Source organism: Caulobacter sp. GW821-FHT12D05 (assembly GCF_058807295.1).
The window spans coordinates 1,084,000-1,101,525 of sequence record NZ_JBXAQO010000002.1 but is presented as its reverse complement, the minus strand read 5'-3'; the positions used below and the strand labels follow the sequence as shown (position 1 = coordinate 1,101,525).

15 protein-coding genes, 1 tRNA gene and 2 pseudogenes are annotated in these 17,526 nt (G+C 68.1%); 8 read left to right on the top strand and 10 right to left on the bottom strand.

The window, feature by feature from the left end; translation table 11 throughout:
• Positions 1-47: 47 nt before the first annotated feature.
• The 4 genes from AC1RRR_RS12565 to AC1RRR_RS12550 all read left to right on the top strand — a co-directional run bounded on the left by AC1RRR_RS12565 (position 48) and on the right by AC1RRR_RS12550 (position 5,175).
• Positions 48-3,263, top strand: coding sequence for a S41 family peptidase (locus AC1RRR_RS12565; protein WP_492813465.1), 3,216 nt, complete (start codon positions 48-50; stop codon positions 3,261-3,263).
• A 205-nt stretch (positions 3,264-3,468) separates the two neighbouring features.
• Positions 3,469-4,521: a glycosyltransferase gene (locus AC1RRR_RS12560; RefSeq protein ID WP_492813463.1), complete on the top strand. Its 1,053-nt coding sequence runs from the start codon at positions 3,469-3,471 to the stop codon at positions 4,519-4,521.
• A 44-nt stretch (positions 4,522-4,565) separates the two neighbouring features.
• A tRNA-Met gene (locus AC1RRR_RS12555) sits at positions 4,566-4,642 on the top strand.
• Between the two features lie 68 nt (positions 4,643-4,710).
• The gene (locus AC1RRR_RS12550) at positions 4,711-5,175 is read left to right on the top strand and encodes a hypothetical protein (RefSeq protein ID WP_492813461.1); all 465 of its coding nucleotides are present in this window, start codon (positions 4,711-4,713) and stop codon (positions 5,173-5,175) included.
• On the opposite strand, the gene AC1RRR_RS12545 is transcribed toward AC1RRR_RS12550, so the two are convergent.
• From AC1RRR_RS12545 to AC1RRR_RS12530, 4 genes are all read right to left on the bottom strand, one after another.
• Positions 5,108-6,124 (bottom strand): glycerophosphodiester phosphodiesterase family protein, encoded by a 1,017-nt coding sequence (locus tag AC1RRR_RS12545; protein ID WP_492813460.1) that lies wholly within the window; start codon positions 6,122-6,124, stop codon positions 5,108-5,110. The genes AC1RRR_RS12550 and AC1RRR_RS12545 overlap by 68 nt on opposite strands.
• Before the next feature lie 140 nt (positions 6,125-6,264).
• The gene (locus tag AC1RRR_RS12540; RefSeq protein ID WP_492813458.1) at positions 6,265-7,650 is read right to left on the bottom strand and encodes a glycoside hydrolase family 47 protein; all 1,386 of its coding nucleotides are present in this window, start codon (positions 7,648-7,650) and stop codon (positions 6,265-6,267) included.
• Between the two features lie 187 nt (positions 7,651-7,837).
• Complete coding sequence (locus tag AC1RRR_RS12535) at positions 7,838-9,271, bottom strand: sensor histidine kinase (protein WP_492813457.1); 1,434 nt, start codon at positions 9,269-9,271, stop codon at positions 7,838-7,840.
• 75 nt (positions 9,272-9,346) lie between these two features.
• A complete protein-coding gene (locus tag AC1RRR_RS12530; protein ID WP_492813455.1) occupies positions 9,347-9,805 on the bottom strand; it encodes an Lrp/AsnC family transcriptional regulator in 459 nt (152 codons plus the stop codon).
• 107 nt (positions 9,806-9,912) lie between these two features.
• On the opposite strand from AC1RRR_RS12530, the gene AC1RRR_RS12525 reads away from it, so the two are divergent.
• Together AC1RRR_RS12525 and AC1RRR_RS12520 are read left to right on the top strand one after the other, a co-directional pair.
• Positions 9,913-11,112 carry a methionine gamma-lyase gene (locus AC1RRR_RS12525; protein WP_492813454.1) on the top strand — a complete coding sequence of 400 codons (1,200 nt, stop codon included), beginning with the start codon at positions 9,913-9,915 and terminating at the stop codon, positions 11,110-11,112.
• Positions 11,113-11,133: 21 nt separating this feature from the next.
• Positions 11,134-11,222, top strand: a pseudogene (locus AC1RRR_RS12520) (NlpC/P60 family protein); the annotation flags it as partial.
• Positions 11,223-11,260: 38 nt separating this feature from the next.
• Here the strand turns inward: AC1RRR_RS12520 and AC1RRR_RS12515 are convergent.
• Positions 11,261-12,235: a glucokinase gene (locus AC1RRR_RS12515; protein WP_492813452.1), complete on the bottom strand. Its 975-nt coding sequence runs from the start codon at positions 12,233-12,235 to the stop codon at positions 11,261-11,263.
• Positions 12,236-12,459: 224 nt separating this feature from the next.
• On the opposite strand from AC1RRR_RS12515, the gene AC1RRR_RS12510 reads away from it, so the two are divergent.
• Positions 12,460-12,810, top strand: a complete 351-nt coding sequence (locus tag AC1RRR_RS12510; RefSeq protein WP_492813450.1) for a PilZ domain-containing protein — start codon at positions 12,460-12,462, stop codon at positions 12,808-12,810.
• A 101-nt stretch (positions 12,811-12,911) separates the two neighbouring features.
• Here AC1RRR_RS12510 and AC1RRR_RS12505 read toward each other — a convergent pair whose 3' ends face one another.
• A complete protein-coding gene (locus AC1RRR_RS12505; RefSeq protein ID WP_291870668.1) occupies positions 12,912-13,343 on the bottom strand; it encodes a helix-turn-helix domain-containing protein in 432 nt (143 codons plus the stop codon).
• A 264-nt stretch (positions 13,344-13,607) separates the two neighbouring features.
• A complete protein-coding gene (locus tag AC1RRR_RS12500) occupies positions 13,608-14,417 on the bottom strand; it encodes an acyl-homoserine-lactone synthase (RefSeq protein WP_492813449.1) in 810 nt (269 codons plus the stop codon).
• 144 nt (positions 14,418-14,561) lie between these two features.
• On the opposite strand from AC1RRR_RS12500, the gene AC1RRR_RS12495 reads away from it, so the two are divergent.
• Positions 14,562-14,876: an Mpo1-like protein gene (locus tag AC1RRR_RS12495; protein WP_492813447.1), complete on the top strand. Its 315-nt coding sequence runs from the start codon at positions 14,562-14,564 to the stop codon at positions 14,874-14,876.
• Here AC1RRR_RS12495 and AC1RRR_RS12490 read toward each other — a convergent pair.
• The 3 genes and pseudogenes from AC1RRR_RS12490 to AC1RRR_RS12480 form a co-directional block, all read right to left on the bottom strand.
• Positions 14,872-15,002: pseudogene (locus tag AC1RRR_RS12490) on the bottom strand (hypothetical protein); the annotation flags it as partial. The gene AC1RRR_RS12495 and the pseudogene AC1RRR_RS12490 overlap by 5 nt on opposite strands.
• A complete protein-coding gene (locus AC1RRR_RS12485; protein ID WP_492813446.1) occupies positions 14,974-15,702 on the bottom strand; it encodes a helix-turn-helix transcriptional regulator in 729 nt (242 codons plus the stop codon). The gene AC1RRR_RS12485 and the pseudogene AC1RRR_RS12490, both read right to left, overlap by 29 nt.
• A 113-nt stretch (positions 15,703-15,815) precedes the next feature.
• Positions 15,816-17,348 carry a response regulator gene (locus AC1RRR_RS12480; RefSeq protein WP_492813444.1) on the bottom strand — a complete coding sequence of 511 codons (1,533 nt, stop codon included), beginning with the start codon at positions 17,346-17,348 and terminating at the stop codon, positions 15,816-15,818.
• Positions 17,349-17,526: the final 178 nt, after the last annotated feature.

The following is a 17,526-nucleotide window of genomic DNA, read 5'->3' as shown; positions in this document are numbered from 1 at the left end:
GTGCTAGCAATTCCGACTTCGGAGTTTCTAGGGCGAGGGGCGTCCCCATGGGTCTCAAACTGAAAGCGCTGCTGGGCGCTGTGTCGGCGCTCGCATTGAGCGCCTCTTCCGCCATGGCCGCCGACGCCTTGCCGTCGTTCGCCGAGCCGGCGCTCTCGCCAGATGGAAGCGAGATCGCCTTCGCCTCGGGCGGCGACCTGTGGACCGTGCCGGCCGCCGGCGGCCAGGCGCGGCTGCTGGTCACCGACGAGGCCACGGAATCGCGGCCGCTCTATTCGCCCGACGGCAAATCGCTGGCCTTCGTCTCGACACGCTCAGGCGTGCCCAACATCTACATCCTGACCCTGGCCACCGGCGAGCTGCGCCGCCTGACCTTCGGCGACAGCGCCGAGGCGCTGGACGGCTGGTCGCGGGACGGGAAGTGGATCTACTTCACCTCGGGCGTGAACGACGTGGCGCGGCTGGGCGACGTCTACCGCGTTGCCGCCAGCGGCGGCACACCCTTAGAAATAAGCCGCGAGCGTTATCTGAACGAGTTCCAGAGCGCCCCGTCGCCGGATGGCCGCTCGGTCGCGCTGGCCGCCAAGGGCATGTCCAGCGCCCAGTTCTGGCGCAACGGCCACTCGCACATCGACGAGAGCGAGCTGTGGCTCAAGGCCATTGACGGCGCGGGCTACCAGAAGCTGCTGCCGGCCGGGTCCAAGCACAACTGGCCGATGTGGAGCCTGGACGGCAAGGCGCTCTGGTACATGAGCGACGAGAGCGGGACCGAGAACCTGTGGCGCCTGCCCCTCGGCGGGACCCCGCAGCAGGTCACCCGCTTCACCGACGGCCGCCTGCTGTTCCCGACCATCGGCTATGACGGCAAGGCCATCGTTTTCGAGCGCGACTTCGCCGTCTGGCGGCTGGATACGGCCACCGACCAGGCGAGCAAGGTCGCGATCGCCCTGCGCGGTGCGCCCGCTGTCGCCGGCGAGACCCACAAGAACGAGACCAGCTTCGACAGCCTGGCCCTGTCGCCCGACGGCAAGAAGGCCGCGATCATCGCCCATGGCGAGGTCTTCGCCGTGTCGACCAAGGACGGCGGCGCGGCCCAGCGTGTGACCCGCACGCCGATCCTGGAGCGCGACCCGACCTGGTCGCCCGACAGCAAGCGCCTGGTCTATGTCTCCGAGCGCGACCGGGCCGCCAATATCTATGCCTGGGACTTCGCGACCAGCCAGGAGACCGCCCTGACGACCGGTGCGGCCCGCAACACCGTCCCGACCTGGTCGCCGGACGGCAAGGGTCTGGCCTATGTGCGCGACGGCAAGGAGGTCCGGGTGATGACCTTCGACCCGGCCGGCAAGGTGGCCACCGATCGGGTGCTGTTCCAGGGACCGCTGGGCGGCTTCGACGACACGCCGCTGACCTGGTCGCCCGACGGCCGCTGGATCGCCTTCACCGTCTCCGACCGCAAGGCGTTCGACAACGTCAATGTCGTGTCGCTGGACAGCGGAGCGGCGCGGCCGGTGACCTTCCTGGCCAACGGCAATGTCGGCAAGGTCGCCTGGTCGCCGGACGGCAAGTACCTGCTGGTCGACATGGGCCAGCGCAGCGAGGACGCCAAGATCCTGCGCGTCGACCTGTTGCCCAATGTGCCGAAGTTCAAGGAGGACGCCTTCCGCGACCTCTTCAAGCCCGCCGACGCGCCCGACAAGCCGGCCGAGCCCAAGGCCGAGCCGGCCAAGACCGATGCGCCCGCCAAGCCCGTCGCTGACGCCAAGCCCGCCGCGCCGAAGAAGAAGGTCGAGCCGACCCGCATCGTCTTCGAAGGTATCCGCGAGCGGGCCGCCTATCTGCCGCTGGGCATGGATGTCGGCGACCCGCTGATCAGCCCCGACGGCAAGACCCTGGTCTTCCGCGCCCGCCAGGCCGGCCAGAGCAACTTCTACACCTATAACCTGGACGAACTGGCCAAGGAGCCGCCGGTCCCGGTGCAGCTGACCTCGACCCGCAAGCCCAAGGGCGACATCGCTTTTGCGCCTGACAGCAAGGAGGTCTGGTTCCTGGAGGGCGGCGCGATCGTCTCGACCCCGGTCGACACGCCCAAGCCCAAGCCCCTGGCGGCAAACGCCGAGCTGGACGTCGACTTCGACGTCGAGAAGACCGTGGTGTTCGAACAGGCCTGGGGCGTGCTGAACCGCGGCTTCTATGACCCGAAGTTCCACGGCGCGAACTGGGAAGCCCTACGCCAAAAGTGGGCGCCCTATATCGCCGGGTCGCGCACCGGCGACGAGCTGCGGCGCAACATCAACCTGATGATCGGCGAGCTGAACGCCTCGCACTCGGGCATCAACAAGGCCGCCGATCCGGCCGCCCCGGTGGTGCGCGCCGCCAACCTCGGCCTGCGTTTCGACCGCGAGGCCTATGAGGCCGGCAAGGGTCTTGTCGTTAGCGAGGTGATCGCCCTGGGCCCGGCGGCGCTGGAAGGCTCGATCCGGCCGGGCGAGGCCCTGTTGGCGGTCAATGGCGAGCAGCTGTCGGCCGGCGTCAATCTGGACAAGCTGCTGCGCGGCGCGGCCGGTAAGCGCACCGTGCTGACCATCGCCGACACCGCCGGCAAGAGCCGCCGCGACGTGGTGGTGCGGCCGGTCTCGACCACCACGGCGACGGGCCTGCTCTATCGCCAGTGGGTCAATGACCGCCGGGCCTATGTCGACAAGGTCAGCGGCGGGCAGCTGGGTTATGTCCACATCGCCGACATGTCCGACGCCTCGCTGGCCCAGCTCTATATCGACCTGGACGCCCAGAACCAGGGCAAGCAGGGCGTGGTCATCGACGTGCGCAACAACAACGGCGGCTACGTCAACGGCCATGCGCTGGATGTGTTCGCGCGGCGCAACTACCTGATGATGACGGCGCGAGACCGCTTCCCGGTGCCTAGCCGTCAGAATCTGGGCCAGCGGGCCCTGGGCCTGCCGACCGTGCTGGTCATCAACGAGTCGTCGCTGTCGGACGCCGAGGACTTCACCGAGGGCTACCGTTCGCTGGGCCTGGGCAAGGTGGTCGGCAAGCCGACCGCCGGCTGGATCATCTTCACCGGCGGCCGCCAGCTGATCGACGGCTCGACCGTGCGCCTGCCGTTCATCCGCATCGAGGACCTGCGAGGGCAGAACATGGAGCTGAACCCGCGTCCGGTGGACGTGGATGTGGACCGGTCGCTGGGCGAGATGGGCGATGCGCAGCTGGATGTGGCGGTGAAGGTGTTGCTGGGGAAGTAGAGAGCCAAGACCCTCCCCCTAGCGGGGGAGGCGGCCGAAGGCCGGAGGGGGAAGTGCTGCCGAGCCGGCTTCTTCCCCCTCCGTCGTCTCTTCGAGCCGACACCTCCCCCGCTAGGGGGAGGATCAGAAGCTCCAGCCTCCGCGTTGACACCACGGCCGGACCCCACGATGGTCCCGGCCCGTAAACGCCTCCCCGGAGCCTGCCTTGACCAACATCCTGCACGCCATGCTGGGCAAGGGCTTGGGCGGTCTGGAGCAGGTGTTCCTGGACTACCAGCCGATCCTGGAGGCGTGGGCCGCCAGGCATGGCGGTCGTTGCACGGGCGTGGTTCGCAAGGGCGGGGCGGTGGCGCGACGCGGGGCGTCGCGTACGCCGGCCTTCGTCTCGATGGACGCCTTCACCGACTGGGACCCGCTGACCCTGGCCGCCGCCAAGGGCGTGGTGCGCGCCGCCGCGCCGGACCTGATCCTCAGCCACGGCCAGCGGCCGGCGCGGGTGTTCGGCAAGGTGGCTCCGGCCAATGCGATCCAGGCGGTCTGCCTGCACAAGCCCTCGTTCGAGGTCGCGCCCGGTGTCCACTATCTGTGCGTGGGCCGGCACCTGGCGAAGCTGGCCGTGGAGCGCGGCGCGCCGCAGGATCACGTCTGGTTCATCCCCAATTCGGTCAAGGCGCCCAGCGCCCAGGCCCAACCCTTCTCACGCGGCGAGGGGGCGTCGGTGAAGATCGTCGCCGCCGGCCGCCTGCATGTGAAGAAGGGCTTCGACGTCCTGATCCGCGCGGTGGGCAAGCTGCGATCCTGGGACTTCGACGTCACCTGCGAGATCGCCGGCGAGGGCGACGAGCGCGCCGACCTCGAGGCCCTGATCAAGGAGCTGGACCTCGACCCGTGCGTGAAGCTGACGGGCTGGACCGACGACGTCGCCGGCTTCCTGGCTAAGGGCGACCTCTTCGCGTTCCCGTCGCACCAGGAAGGCTTCCCGCTGACCCTGCTGGAGGCGATGTCGGTCGGCCTGCCGGTGGTGGCCACCGAGATCGACGGCCCGGACGAGATCCTCAAGGATGGCGTTAACGGCCGCCTAGTCCCCGACGACGACCCCGATCGCCTGGGCGAGGCCCTGGGCGAGCTGATCAGCGACCGCGAGACCGCCAGGCGCCTGGGCGCGGCCGCCCGGACACTTGTGCTGGACGAGTACGGCCCGGGCGAGCTGGCGCGGCGCTTGGAAGCAGCTTTGGACGGAATGTTATCCAAGGCTTGATGCGGGACGCACTCGGAGGTATGACCCGCGTCCGTCCTGGCGATGGCTGGGTAGCTCAGATGGTTAGAGCGGTGGATTCATAACCCACAGGTCGGCGGTTCGATCCCGCCCCCCGCCACCAGGACGGACTACTTTCTCTTAGAATTCCACGACTTGGAACAGCGCCGCGGCGCTGGCCGTTGTCGCGTCATGGCGCGCGCACCCAAGGTCTTCACCTGGTCGGACGGCTTCCACCGCTACACCGTGGCGGCGACGTCGCGCGCCAAGGCGTTGGCGGCGTGGGAGACGGATCGCGATCTGTTCAAGGAAGGCGTCGCGCAAGAAGCGCCTGAGACGCCCGACGCCAAGGCGGCTCTGGCCGCGCCGGGCGCGGTGATCCGCCGGGCCGAGGGCGGGCTGCCGGCCGAGGTCGCCAAGCTGTCCAAGGCCAAGCCCAAGCCGAAGAAGGACGACAAGGCCGAGATCGAACGCAAGCGGAAGCTCGCCGAAGCCGAGGACGCCCTCGAAGCCGCCGAGACGCAGCAGCGCGACGCCGAAGCGGATCTGGAACGCCGCCGCCGCGACCTCGAGGCCGAGGCGACCGCGCTTAGCGAGACCTGGACGACGCGGCGATCAGGGCTGGAGCGGGCGATCGCGCGTCTGCGACCGCGATAGAGGTGGACGCCCGGCCGCGCAGGTCGCGGTCGTTCAGATAGTCGAGCAGCGCCGCCGGATAGTCGGTCTGGACGACATTGACGCCCTCGGCGATCAGGCCGCCCCAGGCCTTGTCGGGATCGGTCAGGGCGTGGCTGTCGCCGGCCGTGTCTGGCACCCCTCTGACGCCCTTGCCAGCCAGGCTGTTGGTCCAGACCCGGACGTGGGCGGCGCGGGCGGCGTCGCGTACGGCGGCGAAGCCGTCCTTCTTCAGCGCATCCAGCTCGACGGCCGGGATCGCCTGCGCGCCGGAGGCTTGGGCGGTGGTGATCGCGCCCAACTGGTCGGCGTGCCGAGCGCCCTTGCCGCCGACGATCGGCATGAAGGCCAGGTTCTTGTACAGCGGCTGGTCGGCGATCGGCGTGGCGCCCAGGTCGGCGCGGGCCTTGAACAGCACCCAGTCGTCGGCGCCGACATCGTGCACCAGGCGGGCGACCTGGGCGGCCAGCTGGGCGTCGCCCTTGAGGTCGAGATTGACCAGGATGCGCCCGCGCGCCAGGCGCAGGAAGGCGCTCAGGGTGGGGGGCGAAGACGCGGTCTCGGCGCCGCCGACCTTGAGGCGCAGGTCCTGCAGCTCGCCCAGGGTCAGGTCGGCGACCTTGCCCTTGCCGGTGGTGGTGCGGTCGACCTTGGCGTCGTGCATCAGCACCAGGGCGCCGTCCTGGGTGCGGCGCACGTCGATCTCGACGACGTCGACGCCCAGGGCGATGCAGCGCTCCAGGGCGGCCAGGGAATTTTCGGGGACGGCGGTCGTCAGGCCGCGCGACGGGGCGGCGGCGTGGCAGGCCCGGTGGGCCACCACCATGACGCCGCCAGACGGATCATAGAGACGCTCCCGCAAGTCGGCGGCATGGGCCGCTCCCGACAGAGCCGCCAGCGCTAACGCGATCGAGTACGTGGGAAGTCGCATGATCCAGTTCCCCCGAGCCGAGTGCTGCATCGCTGATTCACGCAACAGGCGTGCGGCAGTTCGGACTCAATGGGATGACGTCGCCGGCCGGTGCGCGCCCCACGCTTTGAGGTGCGACAATTTGTCTGGCGCTTGCGGCCCTAAACCTTTTTGAAACCCCGCAGCACATTGGCCTCGGTGCTGAGCTGCAGCTTGGCGTAGTCGATGCGCGGCGTGTCCGAGAACAGCAGGTAGTAATATTTCATCTGCTCGGACCACCAGTAGCCGGGGCAGTTGTCGCCCTGGGTCATCGGCCGGGTCGTGATGTCCTTCAGCGCCGTGTAGCCGAATGACGCGCGGCTGGTGGCCTTCATCTGGCGATAGTGGAGGGCGGCCAGGGCGCGATAGCGCTCGTCGCGGTCCAGCAGCCACAGGTTCAGGCAGGCGTCGGGATATTCGGGGCGCAGGCCGGTGTGCTTGCGGCGCGGCTGGGCGGTCGTGACGTCGATCGACTCCGGGATGATCCCGAACGTCGCCTGCATGTGGGTGAAGGTGGCCAGGTAGTCGTCGCCCTCCGTCTTGTGGCCCACCTGGCCCAGCAGGCCGGCATAGTAGGCGGCCAGTTCGCTCTGGGCCGTGGAGGTCACCGCGCCGGTCTCGAAATCGACCATCGGGAACCACAGGCGGCCGTCATAACGCTTGGCCTGGTGGGCCAGCTGGGCGGCCGTGCACTCCTGCGCCCAGCGCTTGCAGTCGGTGTCGCCGAACAGTTCCCAGGCGTCCCACAGGTACTCGTAGAAACTGTCGGCATAGACGTCGATGCTGGCGTTGCGGCTGAGGTACTCGCCGGTGCGGGCGTCGATATTGGCGGCCATCAGGCCGATCTTCGAGCGGCGGTCCAGGGCGTGCTTCATGGCCCGCTTGGCGGCCTTGAAGTAGCGGTCGTCACCGGTCAGCTGGCTCAGCACCCCGAATTCGGTGATGTAGGTGCCGATCTCGGCCAGGTTGGTCTCGGGATCGCGGACGGCGCCGGTCTTCAGGTTCACATAGCGCCAGGGCAGGCCGTGCGGCGAGGCGTCGAAGGCCTTCATCAGCCGGTCGGCCAGGTCCTTGGCTTTCGCCAGCAGCACGGGATCGCCGCAGGCCAGGTGCGCCGAGATCAGGCCGCCGACCAGCCGGATATTGGTCTCGAAGACCTGGGCCTCGCCATCGACGTCGAAGGAGAGGTTGGACTTCACCCAGTCGACTCCGGCCTGGAACTCGGCGTCCAGGCCCATGATCCATAGCGTATCGAGCGCCTCGACCAGGGACAGGCCCAGGTCCTGGCCCTCGATGAAGAACGAGCGCGAGGTCCCGCTGACCGGATTGATCTCGTCCTTGCCCCACGCCTTGGCGACATAGCCCTGCCAGGCCCACTGGAATTCGGACCGTACGTCGGCGGCCAGGGCCTTCCAGTCCTCCGAGCGCGCCAAGGCCAGGCCGGGCGAAAGGCCGGCGGCGGCGAGAGCGGTCAGGGCGGAGCGGCGCGTGAGTCGGGCGAGCGTCATGGCGCCAGCCTACCGGCGGTCGAGGATTTCAACGAGGGGAGGAAAGTGGTCGGCCGGGATTCACGACACCCCGGCCGACTAAAGGCGCTTCGGCTGGTGGGATGAGCCGAAGGATCTGCCTTCCTAAGACGACACAACCAGGGGCGACCCGCCATGCGGTGGTCGACTAAGTTTCCCATTAGGGACCTTAAGTGGCCGGTAGTGTCGGGTTCCCGTCAGAGTTTTCCGGTGGCGCCTCGGGCAAACGCGCGTTGAGCGTGCAAAGCAGGCCTTCCGGGCGATAGTCCATCACCGCCGCGCCCTTCAGTTCGCCGCGCAGGCTGCGCTCGATCAGGCGTGAGCCGAAGCCCTTGCGGGTGGGTTCGGAGACGGTCGGGCCGTCGCTCTCGACCCAGCGGCCCTCCAGCATCCGGGTGGGTGGATCGTAGGTCCAGGACAGGTCCACGTGGCCGTCGGGATTGGACAGCGCGCCGTACTTCAGGGCGTTGGTGGCCAGCTCGTGCAGGATCAGCGCCATGGTCAGGGCGCCGCCTGGCTGCAGGCGCACGGGCGGACCCTGTATGCTGAACCGCGTGCCGGCCTCGTCGAACGGCCGCAGGGCGCGTTCGACCACCTCGTGCAGTTCGGCGCCGTGCCAGCTTTCCCGCGTGAGAATGTCGTGCACGCGCGAGAGGCCCATCAGCCGGGCCTCGAACTTCTCGAAGGCCACGATCGGGTCGGGCTCGTTGCGCAGGGTCTGGGCGGCCATCGACTGGACGGTGGCCAGGGTGTTCTTCACGCGGTGGTTCAGCTCGTTGATCAGCAGCCGCAGCTGGCTCTGGTGCTGCTCCTGGGCGGTCTCGGCCTGCTTGCGAGCGCTGATGTCGGAGATGATCGCCAGGATATAGGCCGGCTCATCGTCGACCCGCACCATCGAGGCGGTCAGGTGGATCCAGAGATCGCCGCCGGGGATCACGAAGCGGCGCTCGGCCGCGCAGGTCTCGACCTCGCCCGCCAGCAGGGCTTCGCTGGACAGCAGGGTGCGATCGAGAAAGTCGGGGTGGACCAGGTTGGGCAGCGACACGCCCAGCAGGGCGTCGCGGTCGCGGCCCAGCAGAGCGCAGAAGGCGTCGTTGGCCTCCAGGATCTCGCCGGTCGGGGTCAGGCGGGCCACGCCCATGGCGGCCTGGTCGAAGACGGCGCGATAGCGGGCCTCGGCGGCCTCCAGCTTCTGGCGGGCCTCGATATTGGCGGTGACCACCTCGGTGTAGAGCACCAGCCCACCGATCTCGCCGCCGTCATCGCGCCAGGGGGCCATCGACCAGCGGATCCACTGGGTGCGGCCGTCGCGGTCGATATAGGGGTCGCCTTCGTGACGCAGCTCGACGCCCTCGGTCAGCACGCGGGCATGCAGGTCGCGCCACTTCTGCGGCACCTCGGGAAAGGCCTCGTAGTGGCGGCGACCGATCAGCGGCATGTCGGCGGGCAGGCGCTGGTCGGTCAGGTACTGCCGCGAGGCGGCCAGGTAACGCATCTGGCTGTCAAAGATGGCGATGCCCAACGGCGCATGCTTCAGCGCCGTGGTGACGCTGGGGGAAGCAGCCATGGGTGATGCAGATTGGGGCGGCGCTTCGTCGATCATCGGTACGCTTCTAGCGGGCGAGACGGTCAGGCTTCGATTGAATTTCGCGTGAGCGATACTCGGGTGACGTCACGGTCAACCCGCGACCGGAAAGACGCGGGTCTGCTTGACGACGCCATAGGCAAAACTGGTGTCGATCGAGGCGATGCCGGGGATGGCATGAAGCCTGCGCCGCATGAAATCCTCGTAGCCCTCGAGGCTGTCGACGATAACACGCAGCAGGTAGTCATCGCTCCCGGCCAGCAGAAAGCAGTCCAGGATCTGGTCGATGCGCGCCACCGCCGCCTCGAAGCCGGTGATCAGGTCCTGGCTGGGACTGTTCAGGCGCACCCGCACGAAGACGGTGATCGGCAGGCCATAGGCCTTCTGGTCGACCAGGGCGGTGTAGCCGGTGATCACCCCCTCGGCCTCCAGGATGCGCACCCGGCGCAGGCAGGGGGAGGGCGACAGGTTCACCCGCTCGGCCAGCTCCTGGTTGGTCAGCCGGCCGTCCTTCTGCAGCTCGCGGATGATCTGGCGGTCTTTAGCGTCCATGAAAGCTCCTTGAGCAGAATCTGCCAAAATTGGAGCTCTGTGTAGCAGACTTCGCAATCTGCCACGTCGCCGCCTGCGCCACTGTCATCTCAAATAGGGAGTGACACATGCGTAGCGACAACGGCGGCTTTTCCACGCGGGCGATTCACGCGGGCTACGATCCCGCCGATGAGCACGGGGCGCTGACGCCGCCGGTGCACCTGACCTCGACCTTCGCCTTCGAGAGCGCCGAGGTTGGCGGTGAGATGTTCGCCGGGCAGCGGGCGGGGCACTTCTATTCGCGGATCTCCAACCCGACGACCGACCTCCTGGAGCGCCGCCTGGCCAGCCTGGAGGGCGCGGAGGCGGCCGTCGCCACCGCCTCGGGCATGGGGGCGATCACCGCGGTGCTGTGGAGCTTCCTGCAGGCCGGGGACGAGGTGATCACCGACCAGACCCTGTACGGCTGCACCTTCGCCTTCCTGCGCGACGGCCTGAGCCGGTTCGGCGTCACGGTGCGGCAGGTGGACATGACCCGGCCCGAGCTTCTGGCCGAGGTCATCTCGGGCAAGACCCGGATCGTCTATTTCGAGACCCCGGCCAATCCGAACATGCGTCTGGTGGACATCACCGCGATCAGCGCGATCGCCCACGACGCCGGCGCCAAGGTGGTGGTCGACAACACCTACGCCACACCGGTGCTGACCCGGCCCATCGCCCTGGGCGCGGACATGGTCGTGCACTCGGCCACCAAGTACCTGGGCGGCCATGGCGACCTGGTGGGCGGTATCGCCGTGGGCGGGGTCGAGGACATGGCCCGCGTACGGCTGGTGGGGGTCAAGGACATGACCGGCGCGGTGATGTCGCCGTTCACGGCCTTCCTGGTGCTGCGGGGCCTGAAGACCCTGTCGCTGCGCATGGCCCGCCACGGTCAGAACGGCGAGGCGGTGGCGGGTTGGCTGGAGGCGCATCCGGCCGTGGAGCGGGTCTATTTTCCGGGCTTGGACGGCTTCCCGCAGCGCGACCTGGCTGCTCGGCAGATGGCCGGCGGCGGCGGCATGATCGCCTTCGAACTGAAAGGCGGCCACGCGGCGGGCGTGGCGATGATGAACCGCCTGACGATGATCCGCCGGGCCGTGTCGCTGGGCGATGCGGAGACGCTGATCCAGCACCCGGCCAGCATGACCCACTCGACCTACGCGCCCGAGGAGCGGGCGGCGGCGGGGATCGGCGAGGGGCTGGTGCGGCTGTCGGTGGGGCTGGAGGAGGTGGAGGATATTCTGGGGGATCTGGAGGGGGCGATGGAGCGGGTGGCGGAGTTGGCTTGAGATCATAGATCCTCCCCCTAACGGGGGAGGTGGCGCGAAGCGCCGGAGGGGGTAGTTGTCCTGGCCCGGCCTCTTCCCCCTCCGTCGCCTTACGGCGACACCTCCCCCGCTAGGGGGAGGATCTTTGGCGCTCTGCCCCCAGGCAGCCTCAACAATCCAAGAACTTCACCTCTTCCGCCGAGTACTTCATGTCACTCGCGCTAAACAGCCCCGACAGCCCCAGCAGGGTGCACCGGCCCACCGTCAGATAAACCGGCACCCCCTCCAGATATGCGCTCATCCGGCCCTTGTCGGAGAACCGTCGGGCAAACGCCGCGTGGTCCAGCAGGCCGTCGATGCGCTCCATCAGGGGGCTGTTGATATAGACCCCGCCGCGGGCGGCGAACATCAGGGCCGCGTCGCCGGCGAAGGCGCCGAGCAGGGCGCTGAAGATCGACACCGCCTCGCGGGCCCGCGCATCGCCGTCACGGACGCGGGACAGGATCACGTCGTCGCTGTCGCCCTCGCCGCCCAGCGCCAGGTGGATATCGACCAGGCCCTGCTGCGACAGGAAATGCTCGGCCGAGACCCGGCCGTACTTGATCTGCAGGGCCGAGAACACCGGGACCTCGCGGGTCTCGCCCGGGGTGAAGTCGATGTGGCCGCCTTCGCTGACCACCGGCACCCAGCCGTCGTTGCGATGCGGCGACAGGCCGGCGACGCCGAGGCCGAGATTCGGGCCGATCACCGCGATCGGGGCGCTCTTGGCCGGCTTGCCGTCGTGGATCACGGTCATGGCCGAAGGGGCCAGGCGCGGCGCGCCCAGGGCGCAGGCGGCGAAGTCGTTCAGCAGGGCCACGCGCGGGGTCTTCAGCACCGCCCGCAGCCATGACTGGGTGACGGTGAAGTCGCCGGCGGTGAGGTCTATGGCGCCGTCGATCTCGGGACCCGCGCCGCAGATCGCCGCCCCGATCAGTTCGCCATGGCCGCCCTCGGTCAGCATCCTGGTCAGATGCTGTTCCAGCTCGCGCAGCGAGGCGCAGGCCAGCTCCTGATGATCGCGGGGCGGATCGCCGGGACGCACGACGGCTACCGCCAGGTCACGCCCGTTCACGTCGGCCAGTAAGACCGATCCCTTAGCCATGTCGTTTCCTCGCGTGGCCGGTTATTTTTGGTCCGGCTTCGGATGATCGTTGTTGTACCGGTAACATCGACCGGTAAACGGAAGCTATCACCGACGAACAACGTTATGACAAGGTTGTCACGACTGAAACAGGAAACCCGCTTCGGGTCCGGGGCGCGTTAACCTTCACTATAAAAATCTTAAATTTGCACGGGCGATTAACCGCGCCGTGCGTTTATCCCCCTATGGCGAAGTACGCGTCAGGCGTGGAGGATCGGCGGACAGCCGTCCGCATCCAAACTCAGAGATCCGGTAAGGTCCTGTGCGGCGCCTTCGCATGGGATTGCGTGATCCGCGACCTGTCCAGCAGCGGCGCGCGCGTGCAGATGTTGTCCAGCACCACGCCTCCGGGGCAGGTGCAACTGGTGGATCTGGCCGCGGGCCTGGCCCACGACGTCACCATCGCCTGGCAGCGCGACCGCGAGATCGGCATGCGGATCGTCCGGACCTATGACCTGCGAGGCCTGACCTCAGCGGCGGCCGGCACGGCCAAGCGCATCTGGCTGCACTCGCAATCCGACGTCTCGACCGGCTAACCAGGATCCAGAAACGACAAAGACCCCGGCCCGCCGACCGAGGTCTTTGCTACTCGTTGTACTAACCGCGCCTGGGGCGCGGCGGCCGCGTGATGTCCTGCTCAGGCAGTCTCGCGAGAGGCTTCGTCGGCCATCGCGCGCACCAGGTCCAGGACCTGACGGCGGACGCGGCCTCGGCCGATACGCGGGAACACCTCGGCCAGCTCCAGACCTTCCGGTGTGGTCAGGAATTCCTGGACCACCTTCTCGGCGTGCTGGGTGGCGTCGTCGACTTCAGCGCCGCTCATCGGGTCAGCCAGGCCGTCGAAGAAGAACGACACCGGGACCTGCAAGGTCTTGGCGATCTCGTACAGCTTCGAAGCGCTGACGCGGTTGGCGCCGCGTTCGTACTTCTGCACCTGCTGGAAGGTCAGACCCAGGGAGTCCGCGAGCTGTTCCTGGCTGACGCCAAGCAGCTTGCGACGCATCCGGACCCGGCCACCGACGTGCAGGTCGACAGGGTTGGGGCGTCGGCCTTCGGTTTCTTCGCTCATAAGTTTTCCGCCTCCAACGGTTGTTCGGGGAAGATGACACGACCGTGACGTCGGTGGAAGCAAGCGAACCCAATGCGCGGCGACTTGTCGCTATGGTTCGGCTTCCTTCCCCGGAACGAGGAGGCTAGTCGCCCGTAAGGCGATTCGCCGCCAACCCATGCGCGACCTGCTTTCGTCAGGCGAGTATCGCGGTCGGGAGGCGGCGAAGGTGTGGCCGATCCGCCTCGGAAGCGAACCGGCCAATGTGCTCAAAGGCTTATGTCGTCAGGCGTTGAGCATCCGGGCGCGGCCGTCCCAGATGCGGCGGGCCTGGCCGGTGTTGTCGTGCAGGCGGAACAGGGTCTCGGCCGCCAGGGTCTCGTCGCGCTCCTGGCCGGCGGTCAGCTGCGGCGTCATGGCGCGGGTCACCTGGCGCTGCACCGCGGCCAGGTCGCCGAACGCCATCAGGTCCAGCTGGTCGACTTGGTAGCCGATCGGGGACTCGCGGCAGATGGCTTCCAGCACCCGATCCAGCAGCTCGTGGCTGACCGCGATCTCCGAGCCGGCCACCACGCCGTACTCATAGGGGCGGGGGATGCCGACCAGGCGGGTGTCGATCGGCGAGTTCAGGATGCCCGGATAAAGCTGCATGTCGATCATGCCGACCAGGCGGGTCACGCCGTGGCGCAAGGCCAGTTCGAAGGCGGCCGCCCAGCACTCGAACACCCGCTCGCCGCGGCCCGGACCCTTGCGCTTGCGATAGGCCTCGGTGGTGAACAGGCGCGAGGCTTCCCAGACGTCGAGGCCCTTCTTGGGGCTTTCGCCGGGCGCGATCAGGTGGGCGAACTTGTCGGCCAGCATGCAGCGGTCGTCGGTGGGCCGCAGGCGCAGGCCGACCTCCAGCTCCATGTCGTCGTTGAAGCCCAAGAGGTAGATGGCGCGGTGGTCGTCATAGTCGTCGACCTCGCCGCCATCGAGCACGACCAGGTCGACCCAGCCGTTCTTCTCGACGCATTGGCGGCGACGTTCCTCGTGCATGGCCCACAGCTGCGGACCGTACAGATGGCGGTTCTCGGAAGTGATGATGTGGATCATGGCCGGCCCCCAGCAGGCGGAATGGACGGCCTGGATTAAGGGACATGATCCGGGGAAAGCGCGATAGGCCAAACGGCCTATGGTCTTCTTCATTCCCCCGCGTGAAGCTTGCCACGGCGACGGTTGAGGATCAGAATCGGAGGCATGAGCACCGCAACAGAAGAGCGCTACCGCACCTTCGCGGCCTTCTACCCGTTCTACCTGACCGAACACGTCAACACGGTCAGCCGGCGGCTGCATGTGATCGGCACCAGCCTGGTGATCGTCTGCCTGGTCCTGGGAGTCGTGCGCGACTGGCGGTTCTTCGTCGCCGCGCCGCTGGTCGGCTACGGCTTCGCCTGGATCGGCCACTTCGTGTTCGAGAAGAACCGGCCGGCGACGTTCAAATATCCGCTCTACAGCCTGATGGGGGATTTCCGGCTGTGGTTCGAGGTGGTGACCGCGCGGCGGAAGTTCTGAGGAGCCGTCCTCGTCCTTCGACAAGCTCAGGATGAGGACTACGGTGGTTCAGTAGAAAACCTCATCCTGAGCCTGTCGAAGGACGAGGTTTTCGGACCTACAGCTTCGAGAACAGCCCCAGCTCACCCGCCTTCAGCACGGCTTCCTGACGTTTCACGACGCCCAGGCGCTTTTTGGCGGCCTCGATGTGGTGGTGGACGGTGCGGGGCGACAGTTCCAGGATCGCGCCGATCTCCCAGTCGGTCTTGCCGCGACCGGCCCAGTACAGGCACTGGGCCTGGCGCTCGGAGACGACCCCGTAGTCGGGATTGTCGTCCTGCATTTCCCAGTGCTTGAGCATGATGGTGCCAAACACCGTGGCCAGACTGTCGATCACCGCGCGCGAGGTCGGGTCGGTGTCGCGGGCCTCGGTGGACATGCGGATCAGCACCTCCTGGCCGGCAGGGCCGAAGACACGCACGACATAGCCGTCGTTCATGCCGAGATCCGAGGCCTCGCCCCACATCGACTGGGCGCGGCCGTCGCCCAACGGCTTGGCGTCGGTCCAGGCGAAGGAGCGAGGGGACTTGAGGAGGAGTTTCACGCACGGATCGTGCACCACGTAGCGCTCGCCCCAGTAGCGCTGGTCCCAGACGTCGAAGTCCTGGCGGCTGAGCGTGGGCGGTTCCTTGCCGTAGTGCTCGGCATTGACCAGGGTGGCGCAGAACTTGTCATAGCCGAAGGCGGCGATCGCTTGCGCGAAGTGCGTCTCGACCTCCTGGGCCGAGCCCAGGTGAGGCGCTTGGCTCAGAAAGGCCCAGGCCTGTTGTTCAGCCGTGTTCAGCACGCGTCTGGTTACTCCGCGCTCGCGGAACGCAGGCTATTCGCGGATGCGAGGCGGCCGCAAGCGTCTACGCTTTCGGGTAGAGCGACCAAGCGTCGCGGCCCAAGGTCAAGGGTTTAGGCGGCGGCTTCCGCGTCCTGCTCGTCTTCGCCAGCCAGCAGGGCGCTCAGCACGACGGCCAGACGCTCGGGCTTGATCGGCTTTTCGACCACGTCCTGCATGCCGGCGGCGATGTAGGTCTGGACGTCGGCCGGGTCGGCGTTGGCGGTCAGGGCCACGATCGGCACGGCGCCGGGGCGGCCAGCCATCTCGCGGATGGCGCGGGTGGCGGCGATGCCGTCCATGCGCGGCATCTTGATGTCCATCAGGATCAGGTCGTAGCGGCCGCTCTTGGCCATCTCGACCGCTTCGACGCCATCGACGGCCTGTTCCGAGGTGCACTCGAACATGTCGCACAGCGCTTCGGCGACCATGCGGTTGGTGGCGTTGTCGTCGACGATCAGGATGTGGGCGGCGCGACCGGCGACTTCCTGGGTCTCGTGGACCTCGGCCTCGGCGACGGCGGCGGGCAGGGGCAGGGCGAAGCCGACGGTCAGGCCGACGCCGCGATTGGCCTCGGCGTGCAGCGGGCCGCCCATGGCGCGCAGGACGCGGTGGGCCAGGGCCATGCCGACGGCCAGGGCCATCTCGTTGCGGTCCTGCAGGCTGGCGTCGCCCAGCGGGTCGTGGACGCGGGCCAGGCGCTCGTCGGCGTGGCCGCCGGTATTGTCGCGGACCTGGCCTTCCAGGCGGATGTGGTCGCCCTCGACGCGCGCGGTCAGGCGGGCCTCGATGGCGCCGCGGCCGGCCGAGAGCGCGTTCTCGATCAGGATGTCGAGCACCTGCAGCAGGCGCTCGCCGTCCACCTCTACGCCGCATTCCGGATCGCCGTCGTAGGAGACGAGAAGGGTCGAGCCGCCTTCGTGGGCGCGGGCGGCCCAGCGGTCCTCGACCGCGTCGGCGAAGTCGCGCAGGCGGGTGGGGGCGGCGTTGATAGTCAGCTGGCCGCGGGCCGAGCGGTGCAGGTCGATCGCGCGGGCGACCGTCGCGCCCATGTCGCGGCTGGTCTCGCCGATGGCGCGGACGAAGGCCGAGGCGTCGGGCGTCAGGCGCTGCTGTTCCAGGCGCTCGGTGATGGCCAGGACGCCGTCGAGGTGCGCGCCGATGTCGACGGCCATGCGCTCGACCATGGCCATGGCGTCGCGGGCGTCGGCCTGGCGGCGGCGGTGCGAGGCCAGGAGCGAGGCCAGGCCGCCTACGCCGGCGAAACGGCCGGCGGTGTCGACGGCGACATAGGCGGTGCGGAACACCGGGGTCGGGCTGTCGGCCAGGGCGTTGACGAAGCTGTTGGAGTCGGTCTGCGCCATGACCTTGCGCGGCTCGGCGTCCATGACCTCGGCGATCGGCTTGTCGGCCAGATGCTCGCCGGCGACGCGCATCATGCCTTGCAGCACGTCGCGATAGACGAGGCCGATGGGCGCGTTGTCCGGGTCGACGACCCCGAGCGCGGCCAGGGCCGGATCGGCGTCGAACATCGCCGTGACCACGCCGCAAGGCGTGTCAGGCGAGATCGGAGCGCGGGTATCGATCAGACGAGTCAGCGTTTCCATGCGGCGCTTCGCTGGGATTTGGAGGGGCACCATGCCCTCGGCGCCCTTGCGGAGTCGTTAAGTTGGGAGCGCTCCCAAACCGGTAATGTCGGAATACACAGAGTTTTCTGTCGGGCTGTCGACATGTTGGGCGAAAACCGGACAGGAAAAAGGGGCGGCGTGTGACCGCCGCCCCTTC

Coding starts and splice junctions, on each gene's coding strand:
- AC1RRR_RS12565 (WP_492813465.1), top strand. CDS start 48: ATGGGTCTCAAACTGAAAGCGCTGCTGGGCGCTGTGTCGGCGCTCGCA.
- AC1RRR_RS12550 (WP_492813461.1), top strand. CDS start 4,711: ATGGCGCGCGCACCCAAGGTCTTCACCTGGTCGGACGGCTTCCACCGC.
- AC1RRR_RS12545 (WP_492813460.1), bottom strand. CDS start 6,124: ATGCGACTTCCCACGTACTCGATCGCGTTAGCGCTGGCGGCTCTGTCG.
- AC1RRR_RS12540 (WP_492813458.1), bottom strand. CDS start 7,650: ATGACGCTCGCCCGACTCACGCGCCGCTCCGCCCTGACCGCTCTCGCC.
- AC1RRR_RS12535 (WP_492813457.1), bottom strand. CDS start 9,271: ATGATCGACGAAGCGCCGCCCCAATCTGCATCACCCATGGCTGCTTCC.
- AC1RRR_RS12530 (WP_492813455.1), bottom strand. CDS start 9,805: ATGGACGCTAAAGACCGCCAGATCATCCGCGAGCTGCAGAAGGACGGC.
- AC1RRR_RS12525 (WP_492813454.1), top strand. CDS start 9,913: ATGCGTAGCGACAACGGCGGCTTTTCCACGCGGGCGATTCACGCGGGC.
- AC1RRR_RS12515 (WP_492813452.1), bottom strand. CDS start 12,235: ATGGCTAAGGGATCGGTCTTACTGGCCGACGTGAACGGGCGTGACCTG.
- AC1RRR_RS12510 (WP_492813450.1), top strand. CDS start 12,460: ATGGCGAAGTACGCGTCAGGCGTGGAGGATCGGCGGACAGCCGTCCGC.
- AC1RRR_RS12505 (WP_291870668.1), bottom strand. CDS start 13,343: ATGAGCGAAGAAACCGAAGGCCGACGCCCCAACCCTGTCGACCTGCAC.
- AC1RRR_RS12500 (WP_492813449.1), bottom strand. CDS start 14,417: ATGATCCACATCATCACTTCCGAGAACCGCCATCTGTACGGTCCGCAG.
- AC1RRR_RS12495 (WP_492813447.1), top strand. CDS start 14,562: ATGAGCACCGCAACAGAAGAGCGCTACCGCACCTTCGCGGCCTTCTAC.
- AC1RRR_RS12480 (WP_492813444.1), bottom strand. CDS start 17,348: ATGGAAACGCTGACTCGTCTGATCGATACCCGCGCTCCGATCTCGCCT.